A 20,460-nucleotide genomic window follows, 5' to 3' on the forward strand; every position below is an offset into this window, starting at 1 on the left:
CTTCCTGTTCCACGTCTGCACAGCAGGTCTGGCAGGGCTCCAATCGAACAATCGACGTGCCTGCCGACTTCGTCGGCTGGCCGGGGCCGCGCTGGTTGCCGATCGGCATCACCGGCCTTCTGGCTGCGGGCCCGGTGACTGAACCTCAGTCATCCTTGGACATATGCTCGGCTATGCGCTCCCCGGAAGAGCTCGTCCAAAAGCAGGGACATGACCCTGCAGGCCTGGTCACGATGGCCGAGACCATACCGGCGACTTTGCCGAGCAGGCGCGCCTCATTGGAGCGCGCGGCCACGAACTGCATTCACGCTGCGGCCGCTTTCGCTTTGCCATGACGGGTCATCCGCACTAAATCCTCCCCGAACGCTCTAAGCCCAAAGGGAGGACCATCGTGGCCCGCATCACGCTTCGCCAACTGCTCGACCATGCCGCCGAGAACGATTACGGCGTGCCCGCCTTCAACATCAACAACATGGAACAGGCACTGGCGATCATGGCCGCAGCGGACGCGACCGATGCGCCCGTCATCATCCAGGCCTCGCGCGGCGCCCGCTCCTACGCCAACGACATCATGCTCAAGCACATGATGGACGCCGTCACCGAGATCTATCCGCATATCCCAGTCTGCGTTCACCTCGACCACGGCAACGAGCCGGCGACCTGCATGACCGCGATCCAGGCCGGCTTCACCTCGGTGATGATGGACGGCTCGCTCAAGGCCGACGGCAAGACCCCGGGGGACTGGGACTACAATGTCGGTGTGACCAAGACGGTGACCGAGATGGCTCATCTCGGCGGCATCTCGGTCGAGGGCGAGCTCGGTGTGCTCGGCTCACTGGAAAGCGGCGAAGGCGAGAAGGAGGACGGCCATGGCTTCGAGGGCAAGCTCTCCCACGACCAGCTCCTGACCAATCCAGAGGAGGCCGTGAAATTCGTCGCCGAGACCAAGGTCGATGCGCTCGCCATCGCCATGGGCACCTCGCACGGCGCCTACAAGTTCACGCGCAAGCCCGACGGCGCGATCCTCGCCATGCATGTCATCGAGGAGATCCACAAGAAGCTGCCGAACATGCATCTCGTGATGCACGGCTCCTCCTCCGTGCCGCAGGACCTGCAGGACATCATCAACCAGTATGGCGGCAAGATGCCCCAGACCTGGGGCGTACCGGTCGAGGAGATCCAGCGCGGCATCAAGCACGGCGTGCGCAAGATCAACATCGACACCGACAATCGCATGGCCATGACTGGCCAGATCCGGAAGATCCTCTCCGAGCATCCCGGCGAATTCGACCCGCGCAAATATCTGAAGCCCGCCATGGAGGCAATGACCAAGCTCTGCACGCTGCGCCTGCAGGAGTTCAACACCGCCGGACAGGCCTCGAAGATCAAGCGCGTCGCCACCACCGCCGAGATGGCCAAGCGTTACGCCAAGGGCGAGCTCGACCCGACCTTTGCGGGCAGGGCCGCGTAAGTCACACCGCTCGGACGGACGGACGGACGGATCGGCGCGGCGCGGCGCAGAGTCGCGACCCAGGCCTGAACCCACCGAACAGAAACGCCCGGCCTTTCGCCGGGCGTTTCACTTTGAAAAGGGAGCCGTGGCAGCTCCGCGACAGGCGCCGCGGACATGAGCCGGTTTCGTCCCTGCCCTTCCGGGCGCCGTGCTTTTCTGGTTCAAGGAAAGGCCCGTCTGGCCGCGCACTCCCTGCGCGGCTTACCTTACTGCCGCGGTAGTGCCCGATGTCGATCGTCTTTTCCGCGCTGGTCGCGGTCTTTGTCGGCTTTGCCGCCTCCGTCACGGTCGTGCTTGCCGCGGCGCAAGCCATTGGGGCGACACAGGCACAGACGGTGTCCTGGATCGTCGGGCTCGCCATCGCCAAGGGGCTCGCCAGCATCTGGCTGTCCTGGCGCCATCGGATGCCGATCATTTGCGCCTGGTCGACACCCGGCGCCGCTCTGATCGCGGCCGCAAGCGGCTTTGATCTCGCAGCCGCGATCGGCGGTTTCCTCGCCGCTGCGGCGCTGATGATGCTGACCGCCACTTTCCGGCCGCTCGGCGCGCTGATCGAGCGGATTCCGATGACCATCGCCTCGGCCATGCTCGCCGGCGTCATCTTCCGCTTTGTCGTCGCCGTCTTCGACGAGATGAAGCTGCAACCCGCCCTTGTCCTGACGCTGCTCGCCGTCTTCCTGGTCGCGCGCCTGATCAACCCGTTTCTTGGCGTCATCGCCGCGCTCGCTGCCGGCCTGGCGCTGAGCTTTGGAACCGGCCTCGCAACCCTGCCCGGCGGCGACATGGCGCTGACCGAACTCGTCCTGACCTGGCCGCGCTTTGACCTGACCGCGATCATCGGCATCGGCATCCCGCTCTATCTCGTCACCATGGCCGCGCAGAACCTGCCGGGCTTCGCCGTGCTGCGCGCCGCCGGCTATCATCCGCCGACTTCGCCCAGTCTGTTCGTCACCGGGCTGATGTCCTTCATCACGGCGCCGACCGGCGCGCATATGGTCAATCTCGCAGCGATCAGCGCCTCGATCTGCACGGGCGCCGACACTCATCCCGACCCCAAGCAACGCTGGAAGGCCGGCATCGCCTACGGCCTGTTCTGGCTATGCATCGCCGCGACAGCCGGTCTGCTGCTCGCGCTCATCATCGCCATGCCCAAGGCACTGATCGTCGCGGTCGCGGGACTCGGCCTCATCGGCTCGCTGACAGGCGCGCTCGGCCAGTCCATGGCCAAGGATTCCGAGCGCTTCGCCGCCGTCATCACCTTCGCCGTTGCGGCGTCCAGCCTCTCGCTTTTCGGCGTCGGTTCCGCCTTCTGGAGTCTGGTCGCCGGGCTTGCGGTCTTGACATTGGACGCTCTCGCAGGCCGTTTGCGCGCAAGATCATGACCATGACAACCTCACAGACCCGCCTCATGCTCGTCACTCCGCCCGTCGCGGATGCCGAGGCCATGTCATTCCGCCTGATGCAGGCCTTCGCCGGCGGCGACGTCGCCGCCGTGCTGCTCCGCCTCACCGAGGGCGACGACCGCAGCCGGATCGAGCGCGTCAAGCGCATCGCCGGGCCCGTTCAGTCGAACAGCGTTGCGCTTGTCGTCGAAGGTTCCGCGCTGATTGCGACACGCGGTGGCGCCGATGGCGTGCACCTGGTCGACGGCCCGGAGGCGATCCGCGAGGCGCGCTCCAGCCTGCGCGATGAGCGCATCATCGGCGCCGGCGGCCTGCGCGCCCGGCACGACGCCATGGATGTCGGCGAGGCAGGCGTCGACTACGTGATGTTCGGCGAACCGCGGCCTGACGGCTCGATGCCGCCTTTGCCGGCCGTCGTCGAGCGCGCCACCTGGTGGGCGGAGATCTTCGAGACGCCATGCGTCGCCTATGCGCCCGACGCGGCATCCGTGCCGGCACTTGTCGAAACCGGCGCCGAATTCATCGCGCTCGGCGAATGGGCCTTTGGCGAAGATCAGGACATCCGCGCCCTTGTCGAGGCCGCCAATGCGGCGATTGCCGCCTGCGCAACCCGGAAGGCCGGCCGGTGAGACGCCTTCGGCGCAACCTGCTGCTCGTCGGGCTGGCGCTCGCGCCGGCCGGGCTTGCGTCGGCCGCCGATATCGACCTTGCCTATGGCGCCCTTCAGGCTGGCCATTATCGCAGGGCTCAGGAAGAGGCGCTAAAGCGCGTCGAGGCTGATAACACTGACGCTGCTGCCATGACACTGCTCGGCGAAATCTATCGCCAGGGTCTCGGCGTCCCGGAAAACACCACGGCCGCCACCGAATGGTATGAGCGCGCAGCCGACCGTGGCGACATCAACGCCGTCTATGCGCTCGCCATCGCATTGCTCGACCAGCGCAGCAGCAAGCGCGACCCCGCCAAGGCCGGCCAGCTGCTGGAACGTGCCGCCGCAGCCGGGCATCCGGCCGCCAACTACAACCTGGCCCTGGCGCTGCTCGCGACAGGCAAGGAGGCCGACGACAAGCGGGCTATTGCCTCTCTCGAAATCGCCGCGAAAGCCGATATCGGCGATGCCGAACACGCGCTGGGCACGCTTTACAATCAGGGCCGCGGCGTGCCGCAGGACAATGCGAAGGCCGCCGAATGGATGGCGAAGGCGGCACAGAGCGGCAATGTCGCGGGCGAGATCGAATATGCGATCATGCTGTTCAATGGCGAGGGCGTCGCCACCGACGAAACAGCTGCCGCCAGGCTCTTCCTGCGCGCCGCCTACAAGGGCAATGCGATAGCGCAGAACCGCATCGCCCGTCTCTATCTGGCTGGCCGCGGCATCGCTCCCGACAGTGCCGAGGCCGCTGCCTGGCATCTCGCCGCCAGGGCCCAGGGCCTCGACGATCCCATGCTCGACCAGTTGCTTGATCGCATGACACCTGAGCAGATGAACCGGATCGCACGCGTCGCCGCCGACCGGATCGAGGGCACGGCCTTGACTACGCCGAGCCAGCCGAGCAAGTGACGGCAGAATTTCCAGGCCGGAGCGATGGCGCTGCCGGCCTTCTCGCGTTCAAGGCGCGCATGAGGTTTTAGATGATCCGCTCTCCCCTGATGACCGTGATGACCGACGCCGTGATGAAGGCGTCCCGTTCGCTGAAGCGCGACTTCGGCGAAATCGAGAACCTGCAGGTGCTCGCCAAGGGCCCGGGTGATTTCGTCTCGAAGGCCGACCACAAGGCCGAGAGCATCCTGCGCGAATCGCTGGAGAAGGCCAGGCCAGGCTACGGCTTCGTCATGGAGGAGAGCGGCGTCGTCCACGGCACCGACGAGAGCAACCGCTGGCATATCGACCCGCTCGACGGCACCCATAACTTCCTGCGCGGCATTCCGCATTGGAACATCTCGGTGGCGCTGGAGCGCGACAACCAGTTCGTCGCGGGCATCGTCTATGATGCAGCCAAGGACGAGCTCTTCATCGCCGAGAAGGGCAAGGGCGCCTATGTCAACAACCGCCGGATGCGCGTTTCCGGCCGCCGTGAGCCGACCGACATGCTGATCGGCATGGGCGTGCCGCATATCGGCAAGGGCGGCCACCCGCTCTTTCTGCGCGAGCTCGGCGCCGTCATGACGCGCTTTGCCAATGTCCGCCGCCTGGGCTCCGCTGCGCTCGACATCGCCTATGTCGCGGCCGGCCGGATGGACGCTTACTGGGAACGCGGCCTCAACACCTGGGATTTCGCGGCGGGCGCCGTGATGATCCGCGAGGCTGGCGGTACCTTCGGCACCCTCGATGGCAAGCAGCCGACCAGCGCCAAGGATATCATCTGCGGCAACGAAGTCGGTGAACAAGCGCTTCGCGCCGCGCTCAAGACGGCTGGCTGACATACAGCTTTGATCTTTCACGCTTGATCATGGCGCAGCGGGAGGCGACAGTCTGCCTCCAGCGTTGCGGCCGTGGACAGGGGTGACCGGATTCGGGTCCACCCCGCTGACGGCCGGATGGTTGATGAGAGACGCCGGCTCGGGATCACCCGGGAGTGGCAGGCTCCAGGCGAACGGAAGACGAGGCATGGACAGAGAGGTCCCAGCGGCCGAGATGGGCACGGTCGCGACGACACGGGAAACCACCCGCTTTTCGCGGCCGCTGCGCTACGCGATCCGCGCAATCCTGTTCCTTGCCCTGATCGGATTCCTGGGCTTCATCCTCCAGGGCGGCCTCGTCACGGCCTTCATGACCAATCCCGGTCTCAACGGGCTCATCCTCGGCGCGCTCCTGGTCGGAGCGCTGATCGCACTGCGTGAGCTCTGGCGCGTCAACAGCGAAGCGGCCGCTGCGACCCGCCTCGCCGCAGCGCCCGGGCTCGCCGATGTCGAGCGCGGCCAGGTCATTGCCCCGCTCGGTCCCGTGCTGCCGGCCCTCGACGCCGGGACCCTCGCCCCCACTCAAGCGGCCTCCGTACTCGAATCGATTGCGGTCAGGCTCGACGACGGTCGTGAGGTCCTGCGCTATCTCGCAGGCCTGCTTGTCTTCCTCGGCCTGCTCGGCACCTTCTGGGGCCTCCTCGAAACCGTGAGCTCGGTCGGAAACGTCATCAAGAGCCTGCGCACCGGCGCTGAAGCCGGCGTGCTCTTCGACGAACTCAAGGCCGGCCTTGCCGCACCGCTTGCCGGCATGGGCCTCTCCTTTTCGTCTTCGCTCTTCGGCATCGCGGGCTCGCTGATCCTCGGCTTCCTGGAACTGCAGGTCGGCCAGGCACAGCGCCGCTTCCGCAACGAACTCGAGAGCTGGCTCGGCTCGCGCAGCCGGGAGGCGGCCTCGGCCGTCGCGGCCCCCGGCTTCGCCCCCGAGATCGGCCGCAATCTCGGCGACAAGCTCGACCGGCTCAGTGCAGCGCTGGCCGACGGCCCCAATAACCGCGCCGCCACTCAGGCCATCTCGAACCTTGCCGAAGGCGTGCAGGGGCTGGTCCAGCATATGCGCGCCGAACAGCAGCTGATCCGCGATTGGGTCGAGGCGCAGGCTGCGCGCGAGAAGGATCTGAAGCGCCTGATCGAGCGGCTGACCGCAAACGGCGTCTCCGAGCCATGATCCGCTCGTCGGGCTCATTGACGAAGGCGTACGCGAAGCCGAAGGAGGCCTGAAGCCATGGCTTTGTCTCGCACCTACCGCCGTGAGCAGCTGAATTTCTGGCCCGGCTTCGTCGATGCCCTCTCGACGATGCTGATCGGCATTGTCTTCCTGCTCTCGGTCTTCGTGCTCGGTCAGTTCTTCCTGTCGCAGGAATTGACCGGCAAGGACACCGCGCTGGAACGGCTGAATCGCCAGATATCAGAGCTGTCCGACCTGCTTGCGCTGGAGCGCGTCTCCAACCGGCAGGCCCAGGAGAACCTGCTCCTGATGCAATCGACCCTGACGCGCGAACAGAGCGAGCGCGGCCGCTTGCAGGGTGCGCTCGAAGCGCAGGCGACGAACGGACCAGCCCAGCTTGCCGACACCCAGAAAGCGCTCGACGCGGAGAAGCAGCTCTCGGCGAGAGCCCAGGCGACGGTCGAGCAGGTCAACATGCAGATCCAGGCCATGCGCCGGCAACTCGCTGCGCTCGAGCAGGCCATCGAGGCTTCCGAAGCCAAGGACAAGGAATCGCAGGCCCGTATTGCCGATCTCGGCTCGCGCCTGAATGTCGCCCTCGCCCAGCGCGTGCAGGAACTGGCGCGCTATCGTTCCGACTTCTTCGGCCGTCTCAGGCAGGTGCTCGGTGCACGTCCCGACATCCGCGTCGTCGGGGACCGTTTCGTCTTCCAGTCAGAGGTGTTCTTCGATGCCGGCCAAGCCGTGCTGAAGCCTGAAGGAAAGGCCGAACTCGACAAGCTCGCAACCATCCTGACCGATCTCGGCCATGAGATGCCACCCGATATCCCGTGGATCCTGCGCGTCGACGGCCACACCGACGCACGCCCGATCCGCTCCGCACAGTTCCCGTCCAACTGGAGCCTGTCGACGGCGCGTGCGGTCGCGGTTGTCGAGTATCTGATCACACGCGGCCTCCCCGCCGATCGCATCGCTGCAACCGGGTTCGGCGAGTTCCAACCCCTCGATCTCGCCAGCAACGACGAAGCCTATCGCCGCAATCGCAGGATCGAGTTCAAGATCACGGAGCGGTAGGGGAAAGCCGCTCCTGCGGCCTCCCCACCCCGTATCGCGCCCATCCAGCCAAACGCCTTGACCGGAAGGGCATGCGAGACGCTGGCGCCAATCCTAAAATGCCAGCTTCGAACGCTGCTGGCCGGTCTCGTCGAAATTATCCGGGCTGAGCCAGGCCTCGTAGCCGGCCTTCAGGCGCGGCCAGTCGCCATCGACCATCGCGAACCAGGCCGTATCGCGGTTTCGCCCCTTGGTGACCATGTGCTGGCGGAACACGCCCTCCGGCGTGAAGCCGAAGCGCTGCGCGGCGCGCTTCGAGGGCTCGTTGAGGTTATTGCACTTCCACTCGAAACGGCGATAGCCGAGCGTGTCGAAGGCATGGCTGGCAAAGAGATAGAGCGCCTCGGTCGCGACGCGACCGCGAGCGATCGCGGGTCCCCACAGAATGTTGCCGATCTCAATCACACCATGTGCAGGCTCGATCCGCATCAGCGCCTGGCGTCCCTCGGCCCGACCGGTCCTCTTGTCGATCACGGCAAAGAACAGCGGATCGGGCGAGGCTGACGCCTTCTCGAGCCAGGGATCGAAGGCTGCCAGATCGGCCGGCGCCTCCTCGAACAGATAGCGGAAGCGGTCCTCCGCGCCTGGTTGCTGGGCTGAGGCGAAGAGATCCTTACCGTGCCGCGCAGCCTCCAGCGGCTCGAGCCGAGTGTATCGCCCATCCAGCGCTACGCGTTCCGGACGCGGCACGCCCTTCCAATGTGAGAGATCCATGATGCGTTCCTGATGTCGAACCGGGCTGAAGACCGGAACCGGCGACAGTTGTCGGGATTGCCGGTAGGACATAAACTGCCACTTCATGGATTTTCATCAGACCACTTTGGACGTCGCGACAACACCTCCGCATCCGGTGTGGTCTCCGCTCGATCGGGCCGCGGGCGATCTAGAAGGACAGGTCTACCGCGCGGTACGGGACCGCATCCTGCAGGGCCAATTGCTTGCAGGTCAGCGCCTGCCGTCGACGCGCGTTTTGGCCAACGCTCTTGGTGTCGCCCGCTCGACGGTCGTCCTGGCCTATGACCGGCTCAAAGCGGAAGGATATCTTGAGGCCGCGTCCGGATCGGCCAGTCGCGTTGCCCCCGTTGCGAAGCTGCCCTCCCCGGGACCGGATCGCGCCGAGCCGACCACTCCATGGCCGAGCGCCGAACCGCCCGCCCAGAAACTCTTCGAGCCCGGCATCCCGGACCTGGCCGGTTTTCCGCACGCAACCTGGGCGCGATGCCTGGGCGCCCGAGCCCGCTCGCTGCGGATTCACGATCTCGGCTACGGCGACGCCGGTGGCATCCGCGAGTTGCAGGAAGCGATCATCGCTCATGTCGCCGACCGGCGCGGGGTTGTCGCGCGGCCTGAGCAGGTCCTCGTCCTTCCCTCGACCAGGGCGGCGATCGGCCTGCTCGCGTCCATCCGGCTCCAACCCGCCGCAAGCGATGCCAGCATCGCCTGGATGGAAGAGCCAGGATACCCGGCGGCACGGGCCTTGCTGCAGGCGGCCGGAGCACGCATCGTCCCGGTCCCCTGCGACAGTGCAGGGATCGATGTCAGCAAGGCCTCCGGCCCGCCGGCGCGGCTGATCTATGTCACGCCCTCGCATCAATACCCCACTGGCGCAACGATGAGCCTGCAACGACGACTGGCCTTGCTGGAGGTCGCGCAAGCCAGCGGAGCTCTGATCATCGAGGACGATTACGACAGCGAATTCCAGTACGCATCCCGCTCGATCGCGGCGCTGCAGGGCATCGATCGGAACAATGTCGTCGCCTATCTCGGCACGTTCTCGAAGGTTCTGGCACCGGGGGTAAGGGTCGCCTATGCGATCGTTCCACCCTGGCTGCTGGAAGACGCCCATGTCGGCCTGCAACTCCGAGGCGCGGTTGTACCGATCCATGTTCAGGCGGCGCTTGCCGATTTCATCCGAGAGGGGCGGCTGCGCGCCTATATTCGCAAGATGAACGCTGCCTATGCCGCGCGCATGGCCATGAGTATGGCGGCCCTGAGCCATCATTGCGGTCAGGTTCTGCACCTCGGCGGCGGTACAGGTGGCCTCCAGCTGGCCGCATGGTTCAAGGATCAGCGTGCCGATGATCGCGCCACGGCTCACCATCTCAGCCAGCACGGCTATGCGATGCAGCCCATGTCGCGCTTCCATCTTGGTCCGCCCCGGACCGGGCTCGTCTTCGGCATCTCGCGCGTGACCGCCGACACGGTCGAGGAGGTTGTGGCGAAACTCGGTCGGTTGCTCCCGGCGTAACCGCGAGACCGTTCAGGCGGCGGCGCGCCGGATGACATCGGGCCCCGAACCGTGGCTCGCCTGCCTGTCGTGATAGAAGGCGATGAACTCCTTGGCGGGGAGCGGTTTTGCAAAGAACCAGCCTTGGGCAAAATGCACGCCGTGATCGAGCAGGTAATCGAACTGCTCCCGGGTTTCGACGCCTTCTGCGACGATGAACAGGTTCAGCGTCTTGGCCATGTCGATGATGTGAGAGGTCACCGAACTGGTCGCCGTGTTCCGGCCGATCGTGTCGATGAAGGATTTGTCGATCTTGAGGGCGTCCAGCGGCAGGCCCTGCAGATATTGCAGGCTCGAATAACCCGTCCCGAAATCGTCGATCGCCACGGAATGACCGAGCTTGCGGGCCTGAATGATCGTCTCCCGCGCCGGATTGATATCGATGAAGCCGCGCTCGGTCGCCTCGAGCCAGATCTGCTGCGGCCTTATGCCCGTCGGCGCGAGCGCGGTCTGGATGAACGACAGAATCCGCCCGGTCTTGATATCGTCCGCACAGAGATTGACCGCGATGTGCAAGGACCGGTCGGTCACCAGCAGCGCCTTCATATCGAGGATCACCACGTCGATGATCTGATCGGTGATCGGCATGATCAGCCCGCTTTCTTCCGCAAGCGGAACAAAGAGATCCGGCTGCACCAGGGAGCCATCGGGGCGCCGCCAACGCACGAGGGCCTCGGCACCGACGCAGATGCCGGTCTCGAGCTCGATGATCGGCTGATAATGCACGATGAATTCGCGGTTGCGCACCGCGATCGTCAACTCCCCCAACGGAGACAGGCGCTTTCGGGACAGCCAGATGATGATGCCGACGATGAAGGCCGCGATGAAGGCCCCGACCGGCAGAAGCAGCATTCGTTCCCGCCGGAGGGGCCTCAACAGGCTCTCGCGCGACTGGGCCGCCACTGCGACCCAGCCTTGAGCGCGGGCTGCTGCAAAGATGTTGTGATCATCCATGCCCGTGCGCGGATTGGCGAGCAGCTCGCGCAGCACCCCGGGATCTGGATCGTTCAGGGCACCGATCAGCACGCCCTGTTCGTTGCCGACGGCGATCTTGATGCCGGGGTCGACGATCACGTCAACCAGGCGCACCGGGTCGATCAGGACATTGTAGTCCCCGTGGTGCAGCGCCATCCTGGCATCGCCGCCGCTCACCATCGGCATCATCCTGACGATGACCTCGATGCCGTCTGCCGTCACGTAGTCGCCGGGAGAGTGGGCAATCCTGTCAGCCGTCTGACCCCAGGATGTACATTTCAGGATTCCGTCGCGAAAATACCCAACCTCGTCGATCGAGCGGTTGTTGATCGCGAGCCTGCGCATCGCGGCAATATGCTCCTCGGTGCAAGGCTCATACGGAGTGCCGGCGATGGTCCGGAGGGCCTCGCTCGCCCCGGCGAAGGCCGTCTCCGCGCGCACGATCACCCGCTTGGCAAACAGCTCCAGCCGGGCCTGCTCGGCGCGGACGGCAAGCGTCCAGGAAATATGGAGCATCACGGCGATCGGAAGGACTGCGCCGACCAGGGCTAGCACTGACGCGACAAGGATGATGTGAAAACGCTTCACGCTTGCGCCTTCGCGAATGGCGTGCACCCCATCAACGAGCGGAGCGTACGGGTTCCGGAACTGCTGCGCAATTTGCGTCACAGACGGAGCCGATGTCTTGTCGAACTGCAGGAATAGTGAATCGGCGCCCTGCAGGAATGACAAGGGCGTTACAATTCCCTGACGCGTTTGATCGGCGCGAACAGCCGGACATCTCCGAGAGCCAGCCGTTTCACCTCGCAAGACGGAGCCTCTACTCGTGCCGTGCGATGCCTCGCTTGAATCCCGCGACGCGGCTTGCGTGGAGCGCTCCGACCTTGAGGCGATCCGATTGAGGCGCGAGCTCCCGCCGCCATGCAGGAGGACAAAGCAAAGAGCCCGGGTACGATGACGGCGTGGCCGCCGTCATCGGGTCGCAAAACCGGGATTGCTGGGCATCGGCCCAGATTGCGCCCGGGGCGCTCGGCTACGCCGCCTCCAGCCCGAATTGCAGGGCAGCCAGCCTGGCATAGAGCCCACCTCTCGCCTTGAGCTCCGCGTGGGTGCCCTCCTCCACCACCTGGCCCTCGTCCAGAACCAGGATGCGATCGGCAGAAAGGATGGTGGCGAGCCTATGGGCGACCACCAGCGTGGTGCGGCCCTGCATCAGCCGGTCGAGCGCATCCTGGACCGCGCGTTCGCTTTCCGAATCGAGCGCGGAGGTGGCCTCGTCCAACAGCAGGATCGGCGCATCTTTCAGCACCGCCCGGGCGATCGCCAGACGCTGGCGCTGGCCGCCCGAGAGCGTGACGCCACGCTCGCCGACGACAGTGTCGTAACCCTGCGGCAGAGCACGGATGAAGCCGTCGGCTGCGGCCAGGCGGGCGGCTTCCTCGACCTCCTCGCGGCTCGCACCGGGGCGGCCATAGGCGATATTGTCCCGCACCGAGACACCGAACACGGTCGGTTCCTGCGGCACCAGCGCGAAGCGCTGCCGCCAGGCTTCCGGATCGGCGTCGGTCCCGGCGACGCCGTCGACCATGATGCGGCCTTCCGCCGGATCAAAGAAGCGCAGCGCAAGCTGCAGCACCGTGCTCTTGCCGGCACCGGATGGGCCAACCAGGGCAATGCGCTCGCCCGGGCGGACGCTGAAGGACATCTCGTGCAGCGCCAGGACCGTCCGCCCAGGATAGGAGAAGGAGACGCGTTCGAAGGCGAGTTCACCGAGCGATGGCTCGGGCATCGGCTTTGGATGCACAGGAGCGGTGATCGCCGGTTTGGTCGCGAGGATTTCGCCGAGGCGCCCGGCGGCACCGGTGGCGGCCGAAATCTCGCCATAAACCTCCGAGAGCTGTCCGAGCGAACTCGCAGCCAGCACCGCGTAGAGCACGAATTGCGAGAGCCTGCCGCCAGTCATCCGGCCGGCAAAGACATCCATCGCGCCGACCCAGAGCACGCAGACCACGCTGGCGCTGACCAGGAAGATCGCGACGCCTGAGAGGATGGCACGCGAGCGCGTCGCGGAGCGCGAGGCCGCATAGGCATCGTTCGAGGCACTCTCGAAGGCCCGGGCCGTCTGCCGCTCGGCCCCGAAGGATTGCATGGTGCGGATCGCACCGACCGCCTCCGAGGCGAAGGCCGAGGCATCGGCCAGACGATCCTGCGCCGCCCGCGCCCGGCGCCGGACCGAGCGTCCGGAGAAGACCAGCGGCAGCACGATCAGCGGGATCGCGGCGATGACGATGGCCGAAAGCTGGGGGCTCGTCACGACCATGAGCGCCAGGGCACCGAGAAACATGATGCCATTGCGCAATGCGATCGAGGCAGCCGAACCGAAGGCCGATTTGATCTGCGTCGTATCCGCCGTAAGGCGCGAGACGAGGTCGCCGGCGCGGCTCGAATCGAAGAATGCGGGCTCGAGCCGGGTCAGATGGGTGAAGACATCGGCGCGCAGGCTGGAAACGATGCGCTCGCCGATCGTCATCACCAGATAGAATCGCGCCGAGCTCGCCAGTGCCAGCACGGCGACGACCCCGATCAGCAGCATGAAATAATTGTGGGCGAGCGCCTGATCGCCGCCGGAGAACCCGACATCGATGACGCGACGGACCGCGAGCGGCAGCACCAGAGTCGCGCCCGAGGCGACGATCAGTGCGAGGATGGCCAGCGCGATCCGCCCCTTCTGCGCCAGCGCATAGGGCCAGAAGGAGGAGAGAGAATGGAAATCGGGGCGCGTCTTTTTCTGGTCTTCGTTATCTTCGGCCACGCTTCACTGTCCTGTCATGCTTGCGCTGTCGCTTCGCCTGCGCTATTGCGCTGGCGACTTCACGACAGGCTCATACGAATTGTTCGACGGGCCGGCCAGCTAGCCTGGTTATCGACCGTGCCCGCTTACGATTGAGGATTTCGCCATGAAGACCGGCATCCATCCCGACTACCACACCATCAAGGTCGTCATGACCGATGGCACCGAATACTTCACGCGTTCGACGCTCGGCAAGGAGGGGGACACCCTCAATCTCGACATCGACCCGAAGACCCACCCGGCCTGGACCGGCGGCACCCAGCAGCTGATGGACCGCGGCGGCCGCGTCTCGCGCTTCAATTCGCGCTTCGGCGCCCTCAGCGCGCTCGGCAAGAAGTAATTCGGCCGTCGATCGTCCCCGATCGACGCAGCCTGCAAACACAAAAGCCCGGCCTAGCGGCCGGGCTTTTTGCGTGTCGGGCGGCGATTGGTCGCGGTCGCGAGCCCCGCGCATCAGGCTCAGTTGAGCAGGGCGAGCCGCGATTGCAGGCTGCGGATCTGGCTCTGGACGGGGTTCGGAGTGACCTCGAACACGTCTGAACCGGACATCAGCCCTTCGAGGTGGCGGATGCGGTCCTGCAGACGGATGGAGTGGGCAATCAGATCGCGCAGCCTCTGCGGCAGGCGCATCGCCTCTTCCTGCACCGGCGACAGCATCGGCTCGGCGATCTTGACTTTGTTCTTCTCCAGCCGAGCCTGCTCTGCGGTCATCTCTCCTTCGGCCACGGCGCGCTGCACCAGGAGCCAGGAGGCGATCTGCATCAGCCGCGTCGTCAGGCGCATGCTTTCGGTCGCATAGGTCAGCGCAACATCGCGCGGGAGTGCCGCCGACTCGGCGCGGCCGTCGCCATCGAGGTAGCTCGCCGTCAGCTCGACCAGCGCCATGCCCTCGCGAAACAGCAGCATGAAGCCGTCCGATTTGACGAAGCCCCTTGCAAAGGAAAGTGCGCCTTCATCCGGCCCGGACTTCAGCAGCGTCATATCGGTCATCGCGACGTCTCCAATCGGCACAAAGGCGTGTGCGTCTGGGACGCGCCACGGATTGATACCGTCACAACGGCAAGAATAGCGCCGTTGCATTGTCGAGACTCTGGTAAGATGTTGTTAACCTTAACACGCCATGAAGGCCAAAAAAGAGCCGCCCCGAAGGCGGCTCGAAGGTCAACAGGGAGGCGTCAAACAGAGTGGGCAGGAGCCACTCGACATCCAGAGAAACTGGATGATCGGATTCATACTTTGGAATCGTTAAGGAGCGGTTAAGAACGCCGCCGCGCGAGCATATTTGCGCAAGGAAACGGCAGGATCGGGCGACGATTGCCCTCCTCCCGCGCCAGTCGGCCCGGTCGATGCGCGCTTATGGAATCCTGGCACGACGAAGCCTGAGCTATTCGTGCCGCGAGCCCCTGCCTCAGCCTATCTTGCGGAAAAAGGCATCCGCAGCCGAGCGCGAGGCATCCTTTTTGGCCCTGATCTCCATCAGGCGCGCGATCTCGGTCTTGAGCGCCTCGATGCGTTGATCGATCTCCGCGAGCGACAGCATCGCAAGATCCTGCCCGATCTGGTGAATGGGTTGCGGCGCGGGGCGGTCATCCTCTGAAAATATCGACATGGCTGCCTCATTTTCGAAACGCGACGGCGGAGACTAGCCGGCTCGCCGCCGCAAGGCCACTATCTCTGCGAAGCAGGCGTCAGATGCGGACGCCTCATGACCAAAGAGGGACAACCAGACGTGATGCCAATCCTTCCCGAGACGATGACCGCCATCGGCTTTGCGGCCCCCGGCGGCCCTGACGTGTTGCGTCCTGAAACACGGCCCGTGCCGAAACCGGCCGCAGGCGAGGTTCTCGTCGAAGTTGCGGCCGCCGGCATCAACCGGCCCGATGTCCTGCAGCGGCTCGGCGGCTACGCTCCCCCGCCCGGCGCCTCGGATATCCCCGGCCTCGAGATCGCGGGCAGGGTCGTGGCGGTCGGCGATGGCGTCGGCCGCTTCGCGTTGGGAGACCGGGTCTGCGGGCTCGTCGCCGGCGGCGGCTATGCCCAATATGCAAGCGTCCACGAGAGCAATGCCCTGCCAGTCCCCGCCGGGCTGTCGCTGATCGAGGCGGCCGCGATTCCCGAGACCTATTTCACCGTCTGGACCAACGTCTTCCAGCGTGGCCGGTTAAAGAGCGGCGAGAGCTTCATGGTCCATGGCGGCAGCTCGGGCATCGGCACCACGGCGATCCAGCTCGCAAAGGCCTTTGGCGCGACGGTCATCGCAACCGCGGGCTCGGATGAGAAATGCGCGGCCTGCCGCGAACTCGGTGCCGATGTCGCGATCAACTACCGGGAGCAGGATTTCGTCAGCGCCGCGAAGGAGGCCACCGGCGGGCACGGCATCGACCTGATCCTGGATATGGTCGGCGGCGACTACATTTCCCGCAATTACGAGGCAGCGGCCGAGAGCGGCCGGATCGTCCAGATCGCCTTTCTGAACGGCCCCAAGGCGGAGGTCGATTTCCGTCGGCTGATGATGAAGCGCCTGACCCATACCGGCTCGACACTGCGCCCGCGCACCATCGCCGAGAAGGCAGCCATCGCCGCCGAGCTGGAGGCCAAGGTCTGGCCCCTGCTGGCCCAGGGCCGCTGCAAACCCATGATCCATGCGACCTTCCCCTTGGCAGAGGCCGCGGCCGGGCATCGCCTGATGGAGAGCAACGCCCATATCGGCAAGATCGTCCTGACGATGTGACCCGCAGCCGCGATATCAGTGCTCGCCTTGCCGGCCGGCGCTGTCATCGATCATAGGGCTGTCTGAGCCACCGGCGCCTTCCGCGCTTTTTCTTGGACAGCCTTCATGGCTTTGCATATAACGCCCGCATCCTGCTCATCGCTGATGATTTGGATGGCCGGCCGAGGAGGCCGGTCGGCGCATGAGAGCTTTTGTCCGCGACCCTGATCCGGCGTAAGCCGCCGGCCTTCGAGATCCAGGAGACGATGCCGTGTCACAACCCCCGCTGATGCCGAAAGCCACTGCGGTCTGGCTCGTGGAAAACACGTCGCTGACCTTCGAGCAGATCGCCGAGTTCTGCAAACTCCACCCGCTCGAAGTTCGCGGCATCGCCGATGGCGAAGTCGCCGCCGGCATCAAGGGCCTCGACCCGATCACCTCTGGTCAGCTCACCCGTGAGGAGCTCGAGCGCGCCGCCAAGAACCCGAACCACCATCTCCGGCTTGCCGAGCGCAAGGTGAAGGTGCCGGAGATCAAGCGCGCCAAGGGGCCGCGCTACACTCCGGTTTCCAAGCGCCAGGACCGCCCGAACGCGATCCTCTGGCTGCTGCGCAACCATCCCGAGCTCAAGGACGCGCAGATCATCCGCCTGATCGGCACGACGAAATCGACCATCGCCCAGATCCGCGACCGCACCCACTGGAACGCGCAGACCCTGACGCCGGTCGACCCGGTCAGCCTCGGGCTCAGCTCGCAGATCGATCTCGACTTCGAGGTCGGTCGTGCGGCCAAGGATCGCCCGGCCGCCCTTGCGGAGGCAGGCTCGACCTTGCTCCCGGCCGAGGAGACCACCGCGCGGGAGCCGGTCCATGCGAGCCAGCCTTTCGCTGATATGAGCAAGCCGAAGCGCGAGGAGGAAGCGGCGATCGACGTCGATTCCGTCTTCGCCAAGCTGAAGCAGCTCAAGCGTCCGGCCGACGAGGACGACGAGATCTGAGGTCGCTGACGACCGAGCGGCCTGCCTGTCGCGGAGAATGGCCTTGGCATCCGATCTTGCCTTCACCTTTCTCGGCACGGGCGCGCCGCCGGTCAGCCTGCGCCGGGCCGGCCCGTCCCATCTCGTCCAGGGGGCCGGACGCAAGATCCTGATCGATTGCGGCTCGGGCGTGAGCCAGCGCCTGGTCGCCGCCGGCCATCGCGGCACCGATATCGACCTGCTCATCGTCACGCATGAGCATTCCGACCATCTGGTCGATTTCTACCAACTTGTGGTCTCATCCTGGCATCAGGGCCGCGCCCGCCCCTGGCGTGTGCTGGCCCCTGCCCCCGCACTTGCCAATATGCGCGCGCAATACGAGGGCTTTGCCCGCGAACGCGCCTTGCGCATTGCCTTCGAGAAGCGGCCCGACGCCACGGGGCTCGATGTGCAGTTCGAGGAGCTGCGCGAAGGCATCGTCTCCGGGCTGGGCGAACTCGCGATCGACGCCTTCCTGGTTGATCACCGGCCTGTCGAGCCCGCTTTTGGACTCGCGATTTCGCTGGCAGGCAGCAGCCTTGTCTTCTCGGGCGACACGCGCCTGACACCGTCGCTCGAACGCGCCGCGCAGAATTGCGATCTGCTGGTCTGCGAGGTCTTCATCGACAGTGAGATGCCTGTCGTCGCCGGTATTCGCTCGGCCGAGACCGTGGCGGCCGTACAGGCCTATCACATGACCCCCGCCGTGGTGGCGAAACTGGCGACGCAGGCCGGCGCAGGCATGCTCGCGCTGACGCATCTGGTACCGCCCGGCGCCGACACCTCCCGGCTTGCCCGCGAGATCAGGACGGCAGGTTATGCCGGCCCGCTGATTGTTGGCGAGGATCTGATGGCGCTCGATGTCGGCGAACGACTGCTGCGCTGGAATGGCGCGACGATCGGGATCTGAGCCGCGTCATCGCGAGCCAGGCAATCCTGTCTCGCCCTCGGACTAGCCAACGCCTCTCGCCTTGAGGACCTCGCCGATCTCGTCGAGCACGACAGGATCGTCGATCGTCGCCGGTACGGCATATTCCTCGCCATCGGCGATCTTCTTCATCGTCGCGCGCAGGATCTTGCCGGAGCGTGTCTTCGGCAGGCGTGCCACGGTCACCGCGAGCTTGAAGGCAGCAACCGGGCCGATCTTGTCGCGCACCAGCGCAACCAGCTCCTTCTCGACCTCGGCCGGGCTTTGCGTCACGCCCGATTTCAGCACGACGAACCCGCAGGGCTGCTCGCCCTTCAGAGCATCCCTGATACCAACCACGGCGCATTCCGCCACCGCCGGATGCGAGGCAAGCACCTCCTCCATGCCACCGGTCGAGAGCCGATGGCCGGCGACGTTGATGATATCGTCGGTGCGGCCCATGATGAAGACGTAGCCGTCCTCGTCGATGAAGCCGGCATCCGAGGTGTTGTAATAGCCCGGGAAGGCCGTGAGATAGGATTGGCGGAACCGCTCGTCGTCCTGCCACAGCGTCGGCAAGGCGCCGGGCGGCAGCGGCAGCTTGACCACGATCGCCCCCATCGTGCCGGCCGATACGGGTTTTCCGGTCTCGTCGAGGCACTGCACGTCATAGCCCGGCAGCGGCACGGTCGGCGATCCATGCTTCACCGGCAGGAGCTCCAGCCCGACCGGGTTGCCGACCATGCAGGAGCCGCTCTCGGTCTGCCACCAATGGTCGATGACCGGAACCTTCAGCACGTCCTCGGCCCATTTCAACGTATCGGGATCGGCCCGTTCTCCGGCGAGGAAGAGCGTGCGGAACTGCGACAGGTCGTAGCGTGCGAGATGGGTTGCCTGCGGATCCTCCTTGCGGATCGCGCGAAACGCCGTCGGTGCGGTGAACATCGCCACCGCCTTGTGTTCGGAAATGACGCGCCAGAACGCGCCGGGATCAGGCGTGCCGACCGGCTTGCCCTCATAGAGCACCGAGGTCGCGCCATGCAGCAGCGGGCCATAAACGATATAGCTATGGCCGACGACCCATCCGACATCGGACGCGGTAAAGAAGACCTCGCCCGGCTTCACGCCGTAGAGGTTCTCCATAGTCCATTTCAGCGCGACCATATGGCCGCCGTTGTCACGGACCACTCCCTTGGGCCGACCCGTCGTGCCCGAGGTGTAGAGCACATAGAGCGGGTCCGTGGCGGCGACCTCGACGCAATCGGCCTTGCGTCCCGCGGCCTTGGCCGAGGCGACCAGCGCCCGCCAGTTCCGGTCGCGCGTGACATGCATGGAGGCGTCCGCCTGGGGACGCTGCAGCACGATGCAGGTTTCCGGCTTGTGGGCGGCGAGCGCGATCGCGCCGTCGAGCAGCGGCTTGTATTCGACGATGCGTGTCGGCTCGATGCCGCATGTCGCGGTCAGGATGACCTTTGGCCTGGCGTCATCGATGCGCGTCGCCAGTTCCTTGGCGGCGAAGCCGCCGAACACCACCGAATGCASCGCCCCGATCCGGGCGCAGGCCAGCATGGCAAAGGCTGCCTCCGGGATCATCGGCATGTAGATGATGACGCGGTCGCCCTTGCCGACGCCCAGATCCTGCAGGACAGCCGCAAGCGTCGCGACCTCGCCGAGCAGATCACGATAGCTGTAGCTCGCCTTGGTTCCGGTGACGGGGCTGTCATAGATCAGCGCCGTCTGCTCGCCCCGCCCGTCACGCACATGCCGGTCGAGCGCATTGAAGCAGGTATTGCAGCTCGCATCCGGGAACCAGCGTCCATAGACACCGGCTTCGGCATCGAAGATCGCCTGCGGCGGCTTGATCCATTCGATCTCGCCTGCCGCCTCGCGCCAGAAGCCGATCGGATCCGCCTGCCAGCGCGCATAGGTTTCGCGATAGTGGCTTGCATGCGTGGCATTCATCGGACGCGTTCCTCTTCGCCTGGTTCTGGCCTAGACCCGGCAAGCGGGTCGGGCGATTTTGCGCGGGATCGTGCTCACTCTCCCCCGCCTGCGCAA

The 20,460-nt window shown here is 65.5% G+C and carries 18 protein-coding genes; 12 read left to right on the top strand and 6 right to left on the bottom strand.

The genetic code is table 11. From position 1 onward, the window contains the following. Positions 1-391 precede the first annotated feature (391 nt). From fba to AC1DW9_RS13970, 7 genes are all read left to right on the top strand, one after another. The gene (gene fba, locus AC1DW9_RS13940) at positions 392-1,471 is read left to right on the top strand and encodes a class II fructose-bisphosphate aldolase (protein ID WP_441488201.1); all 1,080 of its coding nucleotides are present in this window, start codon (positions 392-394) and stop codon (positions 1,469-1,471) included. 269 nt (positions 1,472-1,740) lie between these two features. Further along, positions 1,741-2,895, top strand: coding sequence for a benzoate/H(+) symporter BenE family transporter (locus AC1DW9_RS13945; RefSeq protein WP_476776089.1), 1,155 nt, complete (start codon positions 1,741-1,743; stop codon positions 2,893-2,895). Between the two features lie 2 nt (positions 2,896-2,897). Next, positions 2,898-3,545 carry a thiamine phosphate synthase gene (locus tag AC1DW9_RS13950; protein WP_441488199.1) on the top strand — a complete coding sequence of 216 codons (648 nt, stop codon included), beginning with the start codon at positions 2,898-2,900 and terminating at the stop codon, positions 3,543-3,545. Then, positions 3,542-4,477, top strand: a complete 936-nt coding sequence (locus AC1DW9_RS13955) for a tetratricopeptide repeat protein (protein WP_476770457.1) — start codon at positions 3,542-3,544, stop codon at positions 4,475-4,477. Before AC1DW9_RS13950 ends, AC1DW9_RS13955 begins: the two co-directional genes overlap by 4 nt. 71 nt (positions 4,478-4,548) lie before the next feature. Beyond that, positions 4,549-5,337, top strand: coding sequence for an inositol monophosphatase family protein (locus AC1DW9_RS13960; protein WP_476770458.1), 789 nt, complete (start codon positions 4,549-4,551; stop codon positions 5,335-5,337). A 214-nt stretch (positions 5,338-5,551) separates the two neighbouring features. Then, the gene (locus tag AC1DW9_RS13965; protein ID WP_441488349.1) at positions 5,552-6,544 is read left to right on the top strand and encodes a flagellar motor protein MotA; all 993 of its coding nucleotides are present in this window, start codon (positions 5,552-5,554) and stop codon (positions 6,542-6,544) included. Positions 6,545-6,601: 57 nt separating this feature from the next. Beyond that, positions 6,602-7,618, top strand: coding sequence for a peptidoglycan -binding protein (locus AC1DW9_RS13970; RefSeq protein ID WP_113513290.1), 1,017 nt, complete (start codon positions 6,602-6,604; stop codon positions 7,616-7,618). 93 nt (positions 7,619-7,711) lie between these two features. On the opposite strand, the gene AC1DW9_RS13975 is transcribed toward AC1DW9_RS13970, so the two are convergent. Next, positions 7,712-8,374 (bottom strand): GNAT family N-acetyltransferase, encoded by a 663-nt coding sequence (locus AC1DW9_RS13975; protein WP_476770460.1) that lies wholly within the window; start codon positions 8,372-8,374, stop codon positions 7,712-7,714. 82 nt (positions 8,375-8,456) lie between these two features. On the opposite strand from AC1DW9_RS13975, the gene pdxR reads away from it, so the two are divergent. After that, on the top strand, positions 8,457-9,905 hold the full coding sequence (gene pdxR, locus AC1DW9_RS13980; RefSeq protein ID WP_476770459.1) for a MocR-like pyridoxine biosynthesis transcription factor PdxR: 1,449 nt from the start codon (positions 8,457-8,459) through the stop codon (positions 9,903-9,905). Between the two features lie 12 nt (positions 9,906-9,917). On the opposite strand, the gene AC1DW9_RS13985 is transcribed toward pdxR, so the two are convergent. Continuing rightward, a complete protein-coding gene (locus AC1DW9_RS13985; RefSeq protein ID WP_441506990.1) occupies positions 9,918-11,507 on the bottom strand; it encodes an EAL domain-containing protein in 1,590 nt (529 codons plus the stop codon). A gap of 445 nt (positions 11,508-11,952) precedes the next feature. Next, positions 11,953-13,731: an ABC transporter transmembrane domain-containing protein gene (locus AC1DW9_RS13990; RefSeq protein WP_441506989.1), complete on the bottom strand. Its 1,779-nt coding sequence runs from the start codon at positions 13,729-13,731 to the stop codon at positions 11,953-11,955. A gap of 145 nt (positions 13,732-13,876) precedes the next feature. Here AC1DW9_RS13990 and rpmE point away from each other — a divergent pair, with 145 nt between their 5' ends. Continuing rightward, complete coding sequence (rpmE, locus tag AC1DW9_RS13995) at positions 13,877-14,110, top strand: 50S ribosomal protein L31 (RefSeq protein WP_043238453.1); 234 nt, start codon at positions 13,877-13,879, stop codon at positions 14,108-14,110. A 119-nt stretch (positions 14,111-14,229) separates the two neighbouring features. Here rpmE and rcdA read toward each other — a convergent pair whose 3' ends face one another. After that, positions 14,230-14,760, bottom strand: coding sequence for a protease adaptor protein RcdA (gene rcdA, locus AC1DW9_RS14000; protein WP_113513280.1), 531 nt, complete (start codon positions 14,758-14,760; stop codon positions 14,230-14,232). A 418-nt stretch (positions 14,761-15,178) separates the two neighbouring features. Continuing rightward, on the bottom strand, positions 15,179-15,379 hold the full coding sequence (locus tag AC1DW9_RS14005) for a DUF1192 domain-containing protein (RefSeq protein ID WP_069879389.1): 201 nt from the start codon (positions 15,377-15,379) through the stop codon (positions 15,179-15,181). A 120-nt stretch (positions 15,380-15,499) separates the two neighbouring features. Between AC1DW9_RS14005 and AC1DW9_RS14010 the strand changes: the two genes are divergently transcribed. From AC1DW9_RS14010 to AC1DW9_RS14020, 3 genes are all read left to right on the top strand, one after another. Further along, a complete protein-coding gene (locus AC1DW9_RS14010) occupies positions 15,500-16,501 on the top strand; it encodes an NAD(P)H-quinone oxidoreductase (protein ID WP_441506988.1) in 1,002 nt (333 codons plus the stop codon). Between the two features lie 250 nt (positions 16,502-16,751). Further along, positions 16,752-17,477, top strand: a complete 726-nt coding sequence (locus AC1DW9_RS14015) for a DUF1013 domain-containing protein (protein WP_441488192.1) — start codon at positions 16,752-16,754, stop codon at positions 17,475-17,477. 43 nt (positions 17,478-17,520) lie between these two features. Then, on the top strand, positions 17,521-18,405 hold the full coding sequence (locus AC1DW9_RS14020) for an MBL fold metallo-hydrolase (RefSeq protein WP_441506987.1): 885 nt from the start codon (positions 17,521-17,523) through the stop codon (positions 18,403-18,405). Positions 18,406-18,447: 42 nt separating this feature from the next. Here AC1DW9_RS14020 and AC1DW9_RS14025 read toward each other — a convergent pair whose 3' ends face one another. Next, positions 18,448-20,364 carry a propionyl-CoA synthetase gene (locus AC1DW9_RS14025; RefSeq protein WP_476855117.1) on the bottom strand — a complete coding sequence of 639 codons (1,917 nt, stop codon included), beginning with the start codon at positions 20,362-20,364 and terminating at the stop codon, positions 18,448-18,450. Positions 20,365-20,460: the final 96 nt, after the last annotated feature.

The organism is Allobosea sp. P4_E12 (assembly GCF_056401655.1).

What these genes read in the sequence shown, in the direction of transcription:
- rcdA (WP_113513280.1), bottom strand. Translation starts at nt 14,760, where the DNA reads ATGACCGATATGACGCTGCTGAAGTCCGGGCCGGATGAAGGCGCACTT.
- AC1DW9_RS13965 (WP_441488349.1), top strand. Translation starts at nt 5,552, where the DNA reads ATGGGCACGGTCGCGACGACACGGGAAACCACCCGCTTTTCGCGGCCG.
- AC1DW9_RS13960 (WP_476770458.1), top strand. Translation starts at nt 4,549, where the DNA reads ATGATCCGCTCTCCCCTGATGACCGTGATGACCGACGCCGTGATGAAG.
- AC1DW9_RS13945 (WP_476776089.1), top strand. Translation starts at nt 1,741, where the DNA reads ATGTCGATCGTCTTTTCCGCGCTGGTCGCGGTCTTTGTCGGCTTTGCC.
- rpmE (WP_043238453.1), top strand. Translation starts at nt 13,877, where the DNA reads ATGAAGACCGGCATCCATCCCGACTACCACACCATCAAGGTCGTCATG.
- pdxR (WP_476770459.1), top strand. Translation starts at nt 8,457, where the DNA reads ATGGATTTTCATCAGACCACTTTGGACGTCGCGACAACACCTCCGCAT.
- AC1DW9_RS13950 (WP_441488199.1), top strand. Translation starts at nt 2,898, where the DNA reads ATGACAACCTCACAGACCCGCCTCATGCTCGTCACTCCGCCCGTCGCG.
- AC1DW9_RS13970 (WP_113513290.1), top strand. Translation starts at nt 6,602, where the DNA reads ATGGCTTTGTCTCGCACCTACCGCCGTGAGCAGCTGAATTTCTGGCCC.
- AC1DW9_RS14005 (WP_069879389.1), bottom strand. Translation starts at nt 15,379, where the DNA reads ATGTCGATATTTTCAGAGGATGACCGCCCCGCGCCGCAACCCATTCAC.